This window comes from Reinekea forsetii (assembly GCF_002795845.1).
GTDB lineage: Bacteria > Pseudomonadota > Gammaproteobacteria > Pseudomonadales > Natronospirillaceae > Reinekea > Reinekea forsetii.
The window spans coordinates 2,027,300-2,043,113 of record NZ_CP011797.1; the positions used below are offsets into that span (position 1 = coordinate 2,027,300).

The 15,814-nt window shown below is 48.9% G+C and carries 13 protein-coding genes; 5 read left to right on the forward strand and 8 right to left on the reverse strand.

Annotated elements, in window-relative coordinates; genetic code table 11:
* Positions 1–6: 6 nt before the first annotated feature.
* The 5 genes from REIFOR_RS09455 to REIFOR_RS09475 all read right to left on the reverse strand — a co-directional run bounded on the left by REIFOR_RS09455 (position 7) and on the right by REIFOR_RS09475 (position 7,030).
* Complete coding sequence (locus REIFOR_RS09455) at positions 7–1,032, reverse strand: sugar ABC transporter substrate-binding protein (RefSeq protein WP_100257318.1); 1,026 nt, start codon at positions 1,030–1,032, stop codon at positions 7–9.
* Between the two features lie 440 nt (positions 1,033–1,472).
* Positions 1,473–2,852: a chloride channel protein gene (locus REIFOR_RS09460; RefSeq protein WP_100257319.1), complete on the reverse strand. Its 1,380-nt coding sequence runs from the start codon at positions 2,850–2,852 to the stop codon at positions 1,473–1,475.
* A gap of 316 nt (positions 2,853–3,168) precedes the next feature.
* On the reverse strand, positions 3,169–3,918 hold the full coding sequence (locus tag REIFOR_RS09465; RefSeq protein ID WP_100257320.1) for a DUF3726 domain-containing protein: 750 nt from the start codon (positions 3,916–3,918) through the stop codon (positions 3,169–3,171).
* Complete coding sequence (locus tag REIFOR_RS09470) at positions 3,915–5,639, reverse strand: hypothetical protein (RefSeq protein ID WP_100257321.1); 1,725 nt, start codon at positions 5,637–5,639, stop codon at positions 3,915–3,917. The genes REIFOR_RS09465 and REIFOR_RS09470 overlap by 4 nt, the downstream gene beginning before the upstream one ends.
* Before the next feature lie 497 nt (positions 5,640–6,136).
* Positions 6,137–7,030 (reverse strand): LysR family transcriptional regulator, encoded by an 894-nt coding sequence (locus REIFOR_RS09475; RefSeq protein WP_100257322.1) that lies wholly within the window; start codon positions 7,028–7,030, stop codon positions 6,137–6,139.
* Positions 7,031–7,134: 104 nt separating this feature from the next.
* On the opposite strand from REIFOR_RS09475, the gene REIFOR_RS09480 reads away from it, so the two are divergent.
* From REIFOR_RS09480 to REIFOR_RS09495, 4 genes are all read left to right on the forward strand, one after another.
* Positions 7,135–8,577 carry an aldehyde dehydrogenase family protein gene (locus tag REIFOR_RS09480; RefSeq protein WP_100257323.1) on the forward strand — a complete coding sequence of 481 codons (1,443 nt, stop codon included), beginning with the start codon at positions 7,135–7,137 and terminating at the stop codon, positions 8,575–8,577.
* 14 nt (positions 8,578–8,591) lie between these two features.
* Positions 8,592–9,578: a membrane dipeptidase gene (locus REIFOR_RS09485; RefSeq protein ID WP_100257324.1), complete on the forward strand. Its 987-nt coding sequence runs from the start codon at positions 8,592–8,594 to the stop codon at positions 9,576–9,578.
* Positions 9,579–9,694: 116 nt separating this feature from the next.
* Positions 9,695–11,260, forward strand: a complete 1,566-nt coding sequence (locus tag REIFOR_RS09490; RefSeq protein WP_100257325.1) for a BCCT family transporter — start codon at positions 9,695–9,697, stop codon at positions 11,258–11,260.
* A 150-nt stretch (positions 11,261–11,410) separates the two neighbouring features.
* A complete protein-coding gene (locus tag REIFOR_RS09495) occupies positions 11,411–11,788 on the forward strand; it encodes a RidA family protein (RefSeq protein WP_100257326.1) in 378 nt (125 codons plus the stop codon).
* A 228-nt stretch (positions 11,789–12,016) separates the two neighbouring features.
* Here REIFOR_RS09495 and REIFOR_RS09500 read toward each other — a convergent pair whose 3' ends face one another.
* Positions 12,017–12,460: a GNAT family N-acetyltransferase gene (locus REIFOR_RS09500; RefSeq protein WP_100258747.1), complete on the reverse strand. Its 444-nt coding sequence runs from the start codon at positions 12,458–12,460 to the stop codon at positions 12,017–12,019.
* Positions 12,461–12,693: 233 nt separating this feature from the next.
* On the opposite strand from REIFOR_RS09500, the gene REIFOR_RS09505 reads away from it, so the two are divergent.
* Positions 12,694–12,996, forward strand: coding sequence for a hypothetical protein (locus REIFOR_RS09505; protein ID WP_100257327.1), 303 nt, complete (start codon positions 12,694–12,696; stop codon positions 12,994–12,996).
* A gap of 158 nt (positions 12,997–13,154) precedes the next feature.
* Here the strand turns inward: REIFOR_RS09505 and REIFOR_RS09510 are convergent, their stop codons facing one another.
* Both REIFOR_RS09510 and REIFOR_RS09515 read right to left on the reverse strand, forming a co-directional pair.
* A complete protein-coding gene (locus REIFOR_RS09510) occupies positions 13,155–14,234 on the reverse strand; it encodes a Fic family protein (RefSeq protein ID WP_100257328.1) in 1,080 nt (359 codons plus the stop codon).
* Between the two features lie 857 nt (positions 14,235–15,091).
* Positions 15,092–15,703 (reverse strand): MBL fold metallo-hydrolase, encoded by a 612-nt coding sequence (locus tag REIFOR_RS09515; RefSeq protein ID WP_100257329.1) that lies wholly within the window; start codon positions 15,701–15,703, stop codon positions 15,092–15,094.
* Positions 15,704–15,814 lie beyond the last annotated feature (111 nt).

Sequence of the window (15,814 nt, forward strand, 5' to 3'; positions counted from 1 at the left end):
GCAAACTTAGTTAGTCCAAGCACCTGAACAGAGCTCTTCAATTGTGTATGCTTTGCCGTCATAGCCTTTCAATGCAACTGTGTCCATGTTGGCAGCAGTAACAGAAGGGTTTGGCGTAAAGTTTAGGTAGTTCTCTAACTCACCATTGGCCATATATTCTTCAACCATTTTGATAGCCAGCTGGCCTTCATGTAGTGGAGACTGAAGAGTAGTACCGTATTGCTTACCTTCTTCAATTAACTGACGGTCACCATTACAAACAGTACCTACAGCAATTACGTCTTCGCCCATTTCATAACCGGCTTCTTCAAATGCTTTCAAAGCACCTGTCAGAATTGCATCGTCCATGCCGTATACATAATCGATACCTTCGTTACGCAATTTAGCGATAACTTTAGCAGCGCCTTTATAACCGTTTGCTTGGCCGAAACCTTCATCAACTTCGCCGATCAGGGTTAGATCAGAACCAGCAATAGCATCGTTAAATGCATTAATGGATAGACCGTAGCCGCCGTAGCTTTGTGGATAGGTTACTGCAACTACGTTGAAGCTCGTTTTGCCTGCAGCTTTAGCTGCCTTGGCGGCTTCAACCATCATCAGACCTGCATTACGGGCACGCAGACGATCATCTGGACCGGCAAAGCCGAATATGTATTGCTTGTCTTGCTCGTTTGGCAACTGGTTGATTTTAAGAACCGGCACACCCGTTTTAGCAAGAGCGCGCAATGAGCCTAAACCGGCTACTGCGTCAGAAGGCCACCAAATAAATACGTCAGGCAGAACGCCTGCGGCAAGAACTTGCTGTACTTGCTGGTCTTGTTCAGCTTGGCTAAATTGGTTTTCATAAACATCGATTTTGTAACCCTTCAATGCCGCTGTATCTTTGATACCGCTGATGAACTTACCAATATACGCTTCGCCAGCTGGGCCGTTGAAGGAGACAATTGATACTGCAAAGGCGCTACAGCTCAAAGATACTGCTAGGAGTGAAGCTCCCAATTTCGCGACAAGTCTTTTATTATTTTTAATCATACTTTGCTCCAGATGGATTTTAGGTCGGATCCTGAGTGCTTATGGATTTATAGCAAGTGGACGCAATCGATTACATCAAAATTGCACAGGCCTGTCAGCGGGATTTGTTCACTATTCCTTCTATTTTCGAGTGCTTATTGATAATAAGTGATCACTAAATAGCCAAAAATGCCATTAAGGTGTTGATTTTCGATTATATTTTAAAAAACTAATATTATTGTATTGATGAAATAATGACTTATACAGAAATAAAGCAACCGTTTACATTAATCTTAACTAACTTCTACCAGTCAAGTACTCGGTCAATGCATTGCCATAAAAGATCTTCGTGAGCGGAATACAAAGCATAAAAAAGCCACCCAGCGATTTATGCTGGATGGCGTCGTCCTAGGTAATTCAAGCCTTGCGGCAGGCTATAATCGGTTGCCCCTAGACAGTCATCAGGGTTTGGTTTTGAAGCCCTCGTATTTCTTATCTTTGGCGCGGATCTCTTCAAAGGGATTTTTACCTCGTCCATCTAACTGCCTCACCAACAAGGAACTTTGCGAGAACAGGTAAATAACAATGTAGGCTGAGGCGACGGAAAAAAGCACCGGCAATGAGCTCGACAATTTACCCGTCATTTCGATCATCGCAATGATGGCCGCGAAAACGGCGCCAATAACAGTTGCAACCGTCGCACCCATCCCGGCTATGGCGTAAATGGAGATGCCTGATATGGAAATACCTGTGCCCTCGACCATAATTCCCACCGCAGCACCCAACATGGCACCCATAAACAGACTGGGACCGAATACGCCGCCGTTAAAGCCAAAGGCAAGGCTGATAATGGTCGCAACGAACTTGAGTACCAATAAGATCAAACACAGTTGAAAGGCGATATTGCCGGCGATGGCCATTTGGGTTTCATAGCCCCCTAGGCCCAGTACCGACGGGTACATAAATCCAATACAGCCTAACAATAGGCCGCCAACGACCGGCTTTAAGCGGTTGTCGATCTTAACGTGCTTGGCCACCAGGCCAGCTGCTTTGGGTAACGCCTGATTAAAGGCAATCCCGACTACTCCTGATAGCGCGCCAATAATGCCAAAGAAAATAAATTCATAGGGCGGGATAGAATCGGGAATTAAATCACTAAGAATAACGAACTGCACGTCCAACAACTTAGCTGTTTCAGAGCCAGCAACGGCTGCCGCCGCAACCGGAATAAACTGATAAATGCGCCACTGGCGCAAAACAACTTCCTGGACAAAGATAACCGCGGCCAAGGGTGCGATAAAGGATGCCGAAATCGCCGCCGCGATGCCGGAACAACCCAGGACGACCTTTTCTTGGGTACTGAGCTTGAAGATGGATCCCATACCGCTTGCCACGGCGGCACCCAAGTGTACGGCAGGTCCGTAACGTCCCACGGAAGCACCCGCACCGATCGAAACAGCCGAAATAAGTCCCACGGCTAAACCTTCTCGGACGCCGGTTTGGCCTTGATTGAAATGGATGTCTTCAATGACATGGGAAAGACCGCGGTTTGCCCTATTAGGCATTAGATAGTGGGTTAAAAGCCCAACAATCAGCCCTAAAAAAGCCAAGACGCCGATCGACCAGATCGGCAAGGTAGCGTTTTCAATGCCCTGCTCCATTACCAGCGTGTCTAACGGGGTTTTATGCAGATAGGTTTGAGTTAGGTTAATGGCGATCAATAGACCCTTGGCTGCAAAGGCGGCCATTATCCCTATGGCAATCGACAGGCTGACCGTTCTGGCAATTGTCCAGTCGAGGTTTCTAAATTTCTTCTCTTCGGTACCGATTATGTCGCTCATAAATACACCCTGGTTTATTATTCTTATTACCGACAACGTTCATGCGAAACTATTAACAAGTAAACTTAGTTAGTGTGAAAACCAATACTTTACGCTGCTACGAACTGGTTTTAAAGCATTTATGGCATTCAAAATGACTCAGTTGATCCGCTAAGAGGCCCGTCAGCGCCTCTAATTGGGTATTACAAAAGTAATAGAAAGGCTGTTTGGGACTGCGTAAAGCGACTTAGAGAGGGATATTAAATGCCATGACGGCCTTTATGGCCGGTTGTCCGGGGGGTGCCGCACCCTATCGGATGGCTGTCGATCCGAGTTCTCAGCGACCTCCGGCTCCTTGGCGGGATTGATCATTATTTTCAACCAATATACCGGTCCCTATTTGATTGATGCGTCGCCACAGTTCCGGTTCAATTTCAATGCCATGTTCAACACTGTTGGCTTTGTTTTCGGCCACTTCCTCGGCACTCATATGGCGCGCGTTACGGTTACCCTTGGACAACTGCAATGATGCGGTTAAATCGACCCGGGAACTGCAGATAATAGTCAAGGTTTGCTTCAGGTCGGTGCTCGCACTCAGATTGGTGAGCGCTTCACTGTAACTGGGGTAACGTGCACCGGCCCGTATCGCTGCGGCATGCTCGGTGACGGTATGGCTCCCGTTTTGCCAGTAAGCTGCGATACTGATGCCACAACGGCCCCGATCGGTCAGGGCTTTGAGAATAAACATCCGATTGTGACAGTGATGCACCGTCACCGTGGCAATGCCACTTATCAGCGCTTTGGCGTGTGCCAGATCCACCGATGCGGCGATGCAGTTCAGTGCACTGGGACCGTGACTGTCGATTATCGCGGACGAACTGTCTTCATAGAGGACACTGCTGAGGAGCTTGTCGGTATCGTCGGTTATATAGGGCAGCAAACGCTCCAGCTCCGCCAAGCCTTTGAGGCCGTGTTTCTCCAACCACAGGATCATATTGGCGGCATCTTCATAGTTGCCAACAAAATAGTGAGAGGCCTCAAAACAACGTCGCAAGGCGGCTTTCAACTCATTCATGGAAATATTCATGAACAGTTTCCGCTTTGCTCTGGCGCTACAGGCATAAACCAATCGTCTTCGAATGCTTTGCCGATATCCGCTAGCAGCGGAGCGCCCTGAAACATGGTGTTGCGGACCCACAGTCGCGAACGCGGATCAAACTTACCGACACCAAAAAAGGCCAATTTGCAGCGCAATAGGTGAATTGGAAGCACATTTCGATCCAGCAAATTGGCCTGAATATCACCATAGATGCAGCGATTCATACTTTGAATACGGCGCACTATTCCACGCATCTTGGGGCGCGCGACCATGAATCTGGCGGTATTGTGGTCTGGATTCAGTGTTAGATAGGCGCACAGTTGGTCGTAGCACTTACTGACGGCATAGCCAACGCCCATTGCCATCTGCTTATGCTTGGCCTCCTCATCGGCACTGTTGCCCAAGCGGGGCTCCATCTTCTCCTCGGAACGGTACCAACAGGTTTCACGTGCGCCATCGGCACTAAAGTCGGTGGCCAGCGCCCAATTGTAGCGTGTTTCAATGACCTCTTTGAGTTGCTCCAGGGGCATGATCGGATCGAGGTCGAGAATTTCATCGACGCTATGGAAATCTTCAAGATCATCCACCAGTTCTGGATATATCTCTAACATAATCGAAACCAGCATCTCCTGGCCCTGTAAGGAGCAATGTTGCTCACTCCAGGCTATTAACCCATCCCAGGTGTCGAAACTCGTCGCGACGTAGGTTTGCATCGCGTTTAGATCGACTACCACCTGTAAATTTTTCTCAGTTTGCGATTCATCATCGGTCGCAGTGTCTCGTGTGTGCTGCGCGCAACGGTCTATTAGGGTCGTGAGTGTCTCTTTTACCCGACCGTTGATACCGCCCAGAACCCGAATGCGAGCTAGGGCCAATTCGCGCATTTCAATCCAGTTACTGATTAACATGGGATGATTGACCAAAAACGGCGCCATGCCCAACCCGGTCGAGTTACCGATACCGAAATGACGCTTAAGCTCTGGTTGCATAGCTTGGAAGGTGTCAGGGGATTTGTGACGGGCAATATGTTCAGCCTGCAGGAAGCTGAAATTACGCAGCATCCAACAAACAAACATTTCCGAGGCAAAGGGCCGGGAAAAATCTTTGTGCTTGGTCGAAACCTTTTCCCAATCAGCCATGCCAAGCTTGCCACTGCCATAGACCGCCGTAGTCCGGTACAGATAACCGACCTTGGAGATTTGCTCGACATCCGGCTGCGCTCCGCGGGCTAGCTGATCGACAACATAATCAAATATCCTCGCACTGCGGTTGGCTCGTGACAGAACAAAAACCCGAGGGTCAACTCGTCCAGCTTCTTGCAAGGGTACATTTTGCTTCAGCCGTTCCAGGTAAAGCTGGTCCACCGGTCCTTCCACCAGCGCCATGGTGAGGTCCCATTGAGTGGCAATAACTCGATCGTTGCGATTTTCCAGCGCCAGATAGTGCGAAAATAATACAAAACTAAACAGGCCATTGGGTGCCTGGACTTCATAAACGACTGTGCCATAACCGTCGTCATCGAGGTCAAAGCGAGTCGGCTCAATCTGCCAGCGTTCCCGCATTATGCGTCGCACCAGGGTGCGCATAAAACTCAGGCGGCTCTGATGGAAGGACCCCAAGCGCTCTAAGTTCATCACTTGGTTAGCCGGACGCAGCGGCAACGCGTTGTTACCCCTCATGGAATTTTGGATCGTGGCAGCAGTCGTCATTACTCTTTACGTCCTAATTAGCAGCACATCTATCGGGCAGTCAACCTTCCGTTGTGCAATATGGCCTAGCTAAAGCTTTGATGTGCGGAATCAACTGACAATACATCCGGTCTGTTGGTATTTGTAACCTTGGCGTCGGAATGAGCATCACCAGTAGGCATTACCGCGCGGAATTGATATTCGCGTGGATCGCATATGGCAATTGTCAGCCCTAGGGGTTTCAAGACCCACAAGTGCTGACGGCAAACTCCGTCTCCGTTTTAGGGTGGCACCAATCATCTGTCAACCATGGGCCACTAAACAAATCAAAAGGACAAATCAACTGATAAGTGAAACTTATCAGCGTCCGATTTATGGTTCCTAAATTAGTGTTGGGGTAATGTTTCGACCCTAGCACCTCAGATCAATATTGCTAGAATTCTGCCCTCATCGCAGGACCCAAATCTTGCTATCCGGGCCAGTTCATAGCACTAGAAGTGGGCCACCTGGTCAGCTGGCTAGCCGCTACTGCTGGCAACGATAAAGTCTATCAAGGCCCTGGCGGGCGGGGTGAGTGACTTGTTGGTCAGATGTACGATGCCAATACGGCGAATCACAGTGGGAGTTTTTAACGGGATGAATTTGAGCGTGGTACTGTGCTTCGGAAAGGCATACCAGGGCAGCGTGGTAATGCCAAAACCGGCCTCCAACATCGCGATCAGGGAGATCATATTGGACACATAAAATTGTGAATGACCCAGCAATGGATGGGCGTCACTATCTTCCAGTAGCGCCGACGTGCCATTACTTATAAACCTATGTTCGCGCAACGTCTGCCAATGCAGCTCGGTGCTGCCGGCCAAGGGATGGTTGTTCGGGCAGACCACGCCGATTTGATCCTGCCAAATAGGAATAAAGGTCTTGTCGGAATGTTCCTGCTCATGAAACAGATGCGCGATACCAAAATCGACTTGCTGGTTTTCGACCATTTGCAGGACAGCAGTGGAGTTATCATCAAAAAAACTAACATGCAGGCCAGGTGTGTCGGCAAAAAACTGCAATAACAACTCAGGCAACACCCTACTGGCAATAGAAGGCACTGAGGCTAACCGCAGGTGCCCCGTCTTATGTTCTGCCAAGAGCGTCATGTCTTCCGCCACTCGATCATGGTGGGCTATGAGTTCTTTTGCCTTGGGTAAAAAATGACTGCCGAAGGGGGTTAATTCGGTTTTAGCGGTTTTGGCATTGCGCTTCTCGAACAGGCCTTCACCGAGTTTCTTCTCGAGGTCTCGGATAGATAAGGAAATGGCCGGTTGCGTGCGGTGCGCCTTTTCTGCTGCGACATGAAAACCTTTTAGTTCAGCAACCCAGACGAAATGACGTAATTGGGCAATTTTAAGCTCTGGCAGCATGACCGCCTCCTAATAAGAAAATCTTATCAATAGATAGTTTTTATTGATTTTTATTATTAAAGCACGGAGCCTATGATTCCTCCAACAAAATTCGGACCATCGATATGACTGATACAGTGTTTAGAAATTACATCGCAGGCGAGTGGGTTGAAGGCAATCGAGCGGTGGCAAATATCAGCCCTGCCGACAAAGCTGATCTGATCGGCCACTACGCTCAGGCCGACAAAGCACAAACCGAAGCCGCCATTACCGCCGCCGGTGTAGCCCAAGTTGAGTGGGCCAAAAGCGGCTTAGAACAACGCTACAGCGTTTTGATGGCGATCGGTGATGAACTGATTCAGCGTAAAGATGAGTTGGGTAGACTGTTAGCCCGTGAAGAAGGCAAAACACTTGCCGAGGGCGTGGGCGAAACCTACCGCTCCGGTCAATTCTTCCATTATTACGCCGCCGAAGTGCTGCGCCAGATGGGTGAAACTGCCGATTCAGTGCGCCCAGGCGTAGAAATTGAAACCCGCCGTGAGCCCGTCGGCGTGGTCGGCGTTATCACCCCGTGGAATTTCCCAACGGCCACCGCCGCTTGGAAGATCGCTCCCGCCCTAGCCTTTGGCAACGCGGTGGTCTTTAAGCCGGCGAATCAGGTGACCGCAAGCGCTTGGTCACTGACCGAAATCATCTCTCGCCAGGGCCTGCCAGCAGGTACTTTTAACCTGGTCATGGGCCCCGGCGCGGAAGTCGGTGATGTCTTGATAAATTCACGTGGCATTAACGCACTGACCTTCACCGGTTCGCTCGAAACGGGCCGCAAAGTGGCTGTGGCGACGGCCATGAACCTGGTCAAGTGTCAGCTGGAAATGGGCAGTAAAAACGCCCTAATCGTATTGGATGACGCGGATCTCGATAATGCTGTTGAATGTGCAGTGGGGGGTGCTTATGGCGGTACGGGACAAAAATGCACCGCATCGTCGCGCCTAATTGTCACCGAAGGCATCCACGATCGATTTGTGGCGGCCGTGATTGAGCGCATGAAGAAGTTGGTGGTCGGTCATCCTTTAAAGGAAGGCGTACATATAGGTGCCGTTGGCGATGCCCGTCAAATGGAACAGAACCTAAGGTATCTGCAACTGGCCAAAGATGAAGGCGGCACGCTGGCCTTCGGCGGCAACGTGTTAACCGAAGATACAGATGGCTATTACCTGCAGCCAGCATTGTTTACCGAGACAACCAACGCGATGACGATCAATCGGGAAGAAGCCTTTGCGCCGATCGCTTGCGTCATCAAGGTCAAGGATTATGAGCAAGCCTTAGCCACCTTGAATGACACGAATTTTGGCCTTACTGGCGGCATCTGTACTGAGTCACTCAAGTATGCGACCGATTTCAAACGCCAGGCCAAAACCGGCTGTGTGATGGTAAATCTGCCGACGGCGGGTACCGACTACCACGTTCCATTCGGCGGTCGTAAAGATTCTAGCTTTGGTCCACGCGAACAGGGTTCCTATGCCAAAGAGTTTTACACCGTGGTCAAAACCACCTATATCCGTGCGTAAAGGACCTGCTCACTATGCATTCTGATCTAATTGTCATTGACGGCCTGCAATACTCCAATTGGGACCGAACGATCTTTGAACAACTCCATCAAGGTGGGGTCACCATGGTCCATGCGACCATTGTGTACCATGAACAGATTCGTGAAACCCTGTTGCGAATTGCCGAATGGAATCGGCATTTCGAGCAGAGCAGTGATCTAATAATGCCGGTAAAAAGTGCTGCCGATATCCGCCTTGCTAAGCAGTTGGGCAAGGTCGGGATCATGTTCGGTGCGCAGAACTGTTCTCCGATTGAAGACGACATCGGGATGGTTGAGGTCATGCGCGAATTAAACCTCATGATCATGCAGCTGACCTATAACAACCAGAGCCTATTGGCCTGCGGCTGTTATGAAGCCGAAGACAGCGGCGTGACCCGTTTTGGCCGGCAGGTGATTAAGGAGATGAACCGAGTCGGCATGATTGTGGACATGAGTCACAGCGCTGAACGCAGTACCCTAGAGGCGATTGAAATTTCCGAGCGCCCCATCGTCATCTCTCACGCCAATCCGAACACCTTTCATATGGCCAAACGTAATAAGTCAGACCGAGTCCTTAAGGCACTGGGTGCCTCCGGCGGCTTGCTCGGCTTCAGTCTCTATCCGTTTCACCTAAAAAACGGCTCTGATTGCACGCTGAACGAGTTCTGCGAGATGGTGGCCGATACAGCAGAGTTGATGGGCGTTGACCATATTGGCATTGGCACCGATCTGTGCCAGGAGCAACCGCATTCAGTCCTAGAGTGGATGCGCAACGGCCGTTGGTCAAAGGATACCGATTACGGCGAAGGTTCTAAGGCCAATGCCGACTGGCCCAAACCATTGGCGTGGTTTCGCGACAGCCGGGATTTCCCCAACATCACCAACGGCTTGCTGGCACGAGGATTTAGCCCCCCAGAGGTTACAAAAATCATGGGCCAAAACTGGTTAAACCTGCTCGATGATGGGCTCAAGGCAACATAAGACGCAACTTATTTCCAACGTAAAAAGTAAGACCGATGGGGTGGCGTCAATAGGCGCTGCAACTTCAACGACGTAGCTTAAAACCTATAAATAATAAGAATCATAAGGTGGTTATTATGGACAGTAATTCCGCGGCTAACGCCGAGGCAACGATGCAGAACAAAAAATGGCTGGCAGATGTCGATATGCCAGTATTCCTGATCAGTGGCGGTGCGTTAGTGCTGTTTGCTCTTTTAACTCTTTATGATATCGACATGATGTCCAATTGGGTTAATACCAGCTTTGCCGCTTCAACTAAGCTGTTCGGTGCCTACTGGCAGGTGTTGCTACTGCTGACATTTGTTATTGGTCTTTTCCTCGCCGTCAGCCGCACCGGCAGAGTTGTGCTGGGCGGTCTCAAGACGCCTGAGATTTCGACCTTCAAATGGATCTCTATCGTCATGTGCACCCTGCTTGCTGGCGGTGGTGTATTCTGGGCCGCAGCCGAGCCTTTGGCGCACTTCACCTCTCCGCCGCCATTGTTTTCGGATATAGCGGGCAATGAAACCGGAACCGCGCAAGCGGCCTACAATGCTCTGGCGCAAAGCTTTATGCATTGGGGCTTCTTGGCTTGGGCCATCCTTGGCAGCCTAACCGGCATCGTTTTCATGTACCTGCATTATGAAAAGGGCTTACCGCTCAAGCCGCGTACACTCCTCTATCCGGTGTTCGGTGATCGAGTGATGACCGGCCCGCTTGGAACCATTGTGGATTCTTGCTGTGTATTGGCCGTTGTCGCCGGTACCGTCGGCCCGATTGGTTTTCTCGGCCTGCAGATCGGCTTCGGTCTGGAAAAACTATTCGGCATCCCAAATACCTATATCACTCAGGTTACGATTCTAGTCGGACTGGTTGTTATCTATACTCTATCGGCCGTTACTGGCGTAACCAAGGGTATCCAGATACTCAGCCGATTTAACGTAATTCTTGCCGTAGCTCTGATGGCTTTCATCCTCTTTTTCGGCCCAACCGCCTTTATTATTGACAGCTTCATCCAAGGCTTTGGTATTTATCTAGACAAGTTCATACCGATGGCCACTTTCCGTGCAAGCCCAGGCTGGCTGGACTGGTGGACTGTGTTTTTCTGGGGCTGGTTCCTGGGCTACGGTCCATTGATGGCGATGTTTGTAGCGCGTATCTCTCGAGGCCGAACGATCCGTGAGATGGTCTTACTCATATCGGTTGTAGCACCGGTCATCACCTGCTTCTGGTTCACTATTGTGGGCGGTTCTGGTTTGGCCTTTGAATTGGCCAATCCGGGTGTTATATCGGAACCCTTTACCGGTTTTAATATGCCTGCGGCCCTATTGGCCATTACCGAACAGCTGCCAATGGGCTTCGTTATTTCGGTACTGTTCCTGATTCTGACCACCATCTTTGTCGCCACCACAGGTGACTCAATGACCTACTCGGTATCGATGGTGATGACCGGTAACGATCATCCTCACCCATTCGTGCGAGTTTTCTGGGGCGTGATGATGGGCTTGGTCGCAGCACTGTTGATCTCTATCGGTGCCGGCGGTATTTCAGCCCTGCAATCCTTCATCGTCGTCACCGCAGTACCGGTCTCATTGGTATTATTGCCGTCACTGTGGACTGCGCCCATGATTGCTCGAAAAATGGCCGATGACCAAGGCCTATAAGCTCTTCTCTCTAGCCAATAAAAGACCGAGTTTAATCTCGGTCGTTTAGACCGGTCATTTAACAGAACAGGAGCCCAACAATGCGGCTCCTTTTTTTTACGGCGACTTTAACCCTAAGGGTTCGAGCTCAGCTATCAATAGGAAGTAGACATGAAAAAAGCTGTCAAAACCCAGTTATTTGCCTCCAAAGCGCCGCTGGAGTGGGCTGTTATCGCCAATGGCCAATTATCGACTGCACAGATACCGATCGACTCAGAAGGCAGGGTAGTCGCAGGGGGCATTGAAGCTCAGGCGCGTCAAACGATGGAAAATTTTAAACACACGATCGAAGCCGCTGAATTGACCATGGCCGATGTCACTCAGGTGCTCATCTACGTCACCGCACGGGATTATTTGGCTCCGTTTAACAAGGTCTACGCCGAGTATTTCGAGCCCCCCTACCCCAACCGCGCAGCGATCATCGTAGCAGGCTTGGCGCGCGAAGAAATGTTGTGTGAGGTGGTCGCGTACGCGGCGGTGCCTCAGTAGTGGGCAGGTGTTGTTAAATAGACTAAACACCCATATAGCTGGGTGTTCATGATTCGCACCGTTGGTCGTATCCTCTATTCCCTCTATTCCCTCTATTCCCTCTATTCCCTCTATTCCCTCTATTCCCACCATGCCCACCATCCCCACCATTTTTAATCGATGTTGAAATTTTGGGATTACACTAAAACGGGGCAAGTTCAATGCCCCTTGCAGGCACTTGGTAGAATTTTATACTCGTAACTCCATAGGTTGAAACCCAATACCATCTATTTCACCCGCAACACCAGACTCAATAAAACCAAATTTTCTATATACTGGAACTGCGTACAATGATGATCTGAGCGTATAAATATTAGAGACACATACATTGCTTGCAAACCCCCAAAGTTCTCTTGCCAGGCCTTTGCCCTGGTATTTCTCAGAGACAAAAAGATGGAATAAATGACTACTCCCTTTCATTGCAATATACCCAATTATTTCACCTTCATTTTCATAAACGAAATTGAAATATTCAGAACCTTCAATACGCTTTAAAAACTCACTCTGAGCAAGCGTTTTATCGAACCATTCGGGCAACTCATTTTTTTGATCTTTTAAATAAAAATGGGAAAGTGATTTAACAAGATTGCTAATCTTTACCACATCTTTTTTTACAGCGACTCGAATACGCACAAAACCTCCTTGAATGTTGACAGCATATTTCACGGCTCTAGCCGTTTTTAGCCGGTGCCGGCTTTGTCTTAACTAACAAAGACTCAAACCCGCCAGCATACTATGAAGTATCCGCGATAGACCTGCAATTCAGCCACAATGGCTCCGGCTACGCTGAAGCCAATCTAACCACCTCGGTTGAAAATACCGGCGTTAAACCCAAAGGCTTTGTCGATCGAGATTTTGGCAAGTCGGTGGCTAACCTGAATACCTATCTGACCTTCCGTGGCCAGGTTCATGGCGAACCCGGACTCAAGGTGCGCTTGGTCGATATCTGGGGCAATGTGTCCAGGGCTGTTGCGCCCTCGACCTATCGATTACGCTATGCCCGCTATATGGCGTCCTACTATATCCCGACCTATGTCTTCGATACGCCGGGCTTTAATTATCATGAGGTCAGGGCGATCCAGTTCTTTGTGGACGAAGAGGTGCCTGTGGGTGAAATTGGTTACAAGATATTCGGCTGCAATTCGCGCGATATAACTAGCAGTCCTTAACGCCCTGCTGCGTGCATCAGAATCCATGCCTGCCCCGGTAACCACTGAGGGCGAGGACCAGTTGGCAAGAGCACCCGGCTCGGGCGCGAAGATCTCCGCCAACAGGGTGTCTACGGTGTCGTTTATGGTCATGTTGTTCTCTCTTTTAAATTCTTTATTTAGCCGTGTGCTATCAGTACGTTGCATAAGGACTGGTTAATGTAATAGTTGGCTCGGCCGACTTTTTGTTTATTTAAAAAGCCGTGTTTGACCAGTTGTTCTAAATATTTGGTGGCGGTTATGCGCGTTACCCCTAGCTCTTCAACAATAAAGTCAATTTTCGTGTAGGGGTGGTTGAACAGGTTGTTGAGTAAATCTTGGCTATAGAGCTTCGGCAGCTGTTCGCGGATGCCGTGTTTCACACTCACCATCAGGGTTTTCATTTCGGTGATCAGTGAAATGGTGTTTTGCGCGGTGTCGATAATGCCATCGAGCATAAACAGCAGCCACGGTTCCCAATTGCCGGTGTCTCTTACGGCTTGCAGGTTGGCGTAATAGTCGGCCTTGTGGTGAATGATAAAGCGGCTCAAATACAATACTGGCAGGTTGAGCAGGTCTTTTGTGACCAGGTACAGAATATTCAAGATACGGCCGGTGCGGCCATTGCCATCGTAGAACGGGTGAATGCTTTCAAACTGATGGTGAATAATGGCCATTTTTACCAATGGGTCGGCGTCGCACAGTTCATCGTTATTGATAAATTGAACGAGGTTATTCATTAATTTAGCTATTTCATCGGCATGTTGCGGTGGGGTATAGACCACTTGCCCGGTGCGGGGATTTTTGAGGTCGGTACCCGGTAGCTTACGCAGCCCGGCATTGTTGTTTTCTAAATTTTGTTGCACGGCGAGAATATCGCTTAGCCGAATTAATTTACTTTGCCTAGCGGAATGAAAGCCCTGTTTTAATGCAAATGCGTAATCTTGCACTTCTTTGGTGGCGGGATTGGTAATGGCTTCTTCAAAAAGGTTGGCTTTGTAGAGTTCATCGTGGGTGGTGACGATGTTCTCAACTTCAGAGCTGTCTTTGGCTTCTTGTAGAGCCAACGTATTGATTAAAATCGCTTCATTGGGAATACTCGCTGCCACACCTTTCAGTTCGGCCAGGTAACGATGCGCTTCGGCGGTCTTTTTGAGTACCGCACGGGTTTCCCATTGTTCAATATTGGCCAGTGGCAGCGGCGCTATTGGCGTTAACATAGCTATATTTCACCTTTTTTTATACCTGACGGCACTTATATGTATAATTTTTCCGATAAATTATACATGACAACTGAAACATGCATAGGTTTTTCGTTAATTTATACATTTACTGAATCAGAGGGGTCACCCATTAGGAAGCTGGTGTCAAACGGCCAAAAAAAAACCCTCATGCGGTTAGCATGATAAAAAAAACACTCAGATTCGTTTGGTCTCACACCCCGGGTTTTCGTCGTTGGTTTGTTACCACGCCCAGCGTGGTAATCAGTCACCCATCTGGATCTAGCTATAAGTTAGCCGTTGCTATTGCACCAGAAAACCGTTGGTACCAAGTGCAGTCCAATGCATTTTTGCACAGAGCCGAGGCCTGGTTAATACCGGCCAACCCGTTTGTGGCTCTACACTTGGGCAATTCCATTCAAATCTGTCGGTGGTGGAACGGGTGCTGCAATCAGAGTCTGTAGATTTTCACCAACCCCTATACTGGTATGAACAAGTTTTACGGAGGCTTAATTGGGCTTAATAGAGCTTAATAGGACACCCACTTTAACATTCCGAAAGTTGCGCCCCTACTGACCTAGGATTTGCCTGAACAGTACAAACCCCAATTGAGATGGTCAGAATCAAAGCCATGCTAATCAGCTACTTATAGCGTATTCTTCAATGTTTATAACTTAGAATGCTCGGTGACTGCCCCCTGTGTCAGGATAGTTGTTGCCTGTATTTTTAATGGGTCGATATTTGGTTTTGGTACTAAAGTGGGTGTCCAATTAAGCTTTTGTAAGCATCCTTTTAAGCACCACGGCCACAACGTTTTAGGGTGTGTGTCCGGTTATGCACATCTGGTTATGCATCCGTTATGTGGTTGGTTCACATAGCGCGATCAGCTCAGCTAAAACTTGCTCGGCATTGTTAAATACTGGCCAGCCATCGCCCGGTAAAACTGCCTTGATCCCTGGGATAGAGGCAATCCTTCTGACGGATTCTTTGGCCTGATCAGAGTCTTTTAACTTAGCTGCAGGAAGTATACAAAGACTACCAGCACTGTGGGCCCGAATAAGATCCCCGGTAATTAAGGTTTCGCCTTCAATTACAAAAGCCAGCTCGCCAGCCGTCTTGGAACCATTTAATGAATAGACATCGAGCCCCGCAATAAAATCCTTCGTTTCTTGCAACCATTGCGAACATTGAATTGGAAAAGAATGTTGTTCTCCTGATGGCCCAACAATTTTGGCACCCGTTAATTGAGCTAGCTTACCTGCATCACGAATGTGATCAGAGTTTGAAATGATAATATGACTCACGTCGCCTAGGGACTTTAGGTGAAGTTCATCATGAGGCGACAAGGGCAGCGGGTCAAAAACAACGTTACCCTCGGGCCTCACCCAAAGATAACTGTGAAAATCGATATTACGGTCATTATCAAATTGACTCCAACAGAAGAGATTTTTCTTGTGCAGTAATTTCATTGATTTTCCTCAAATAATTATCGGATTTTAGTCATGAAAACCAGCTCACAGATTCATCTGCGGCCTGAGCGGTTATTACGCTGGTGGCCTATACGGCTTTCTGGTTTAACT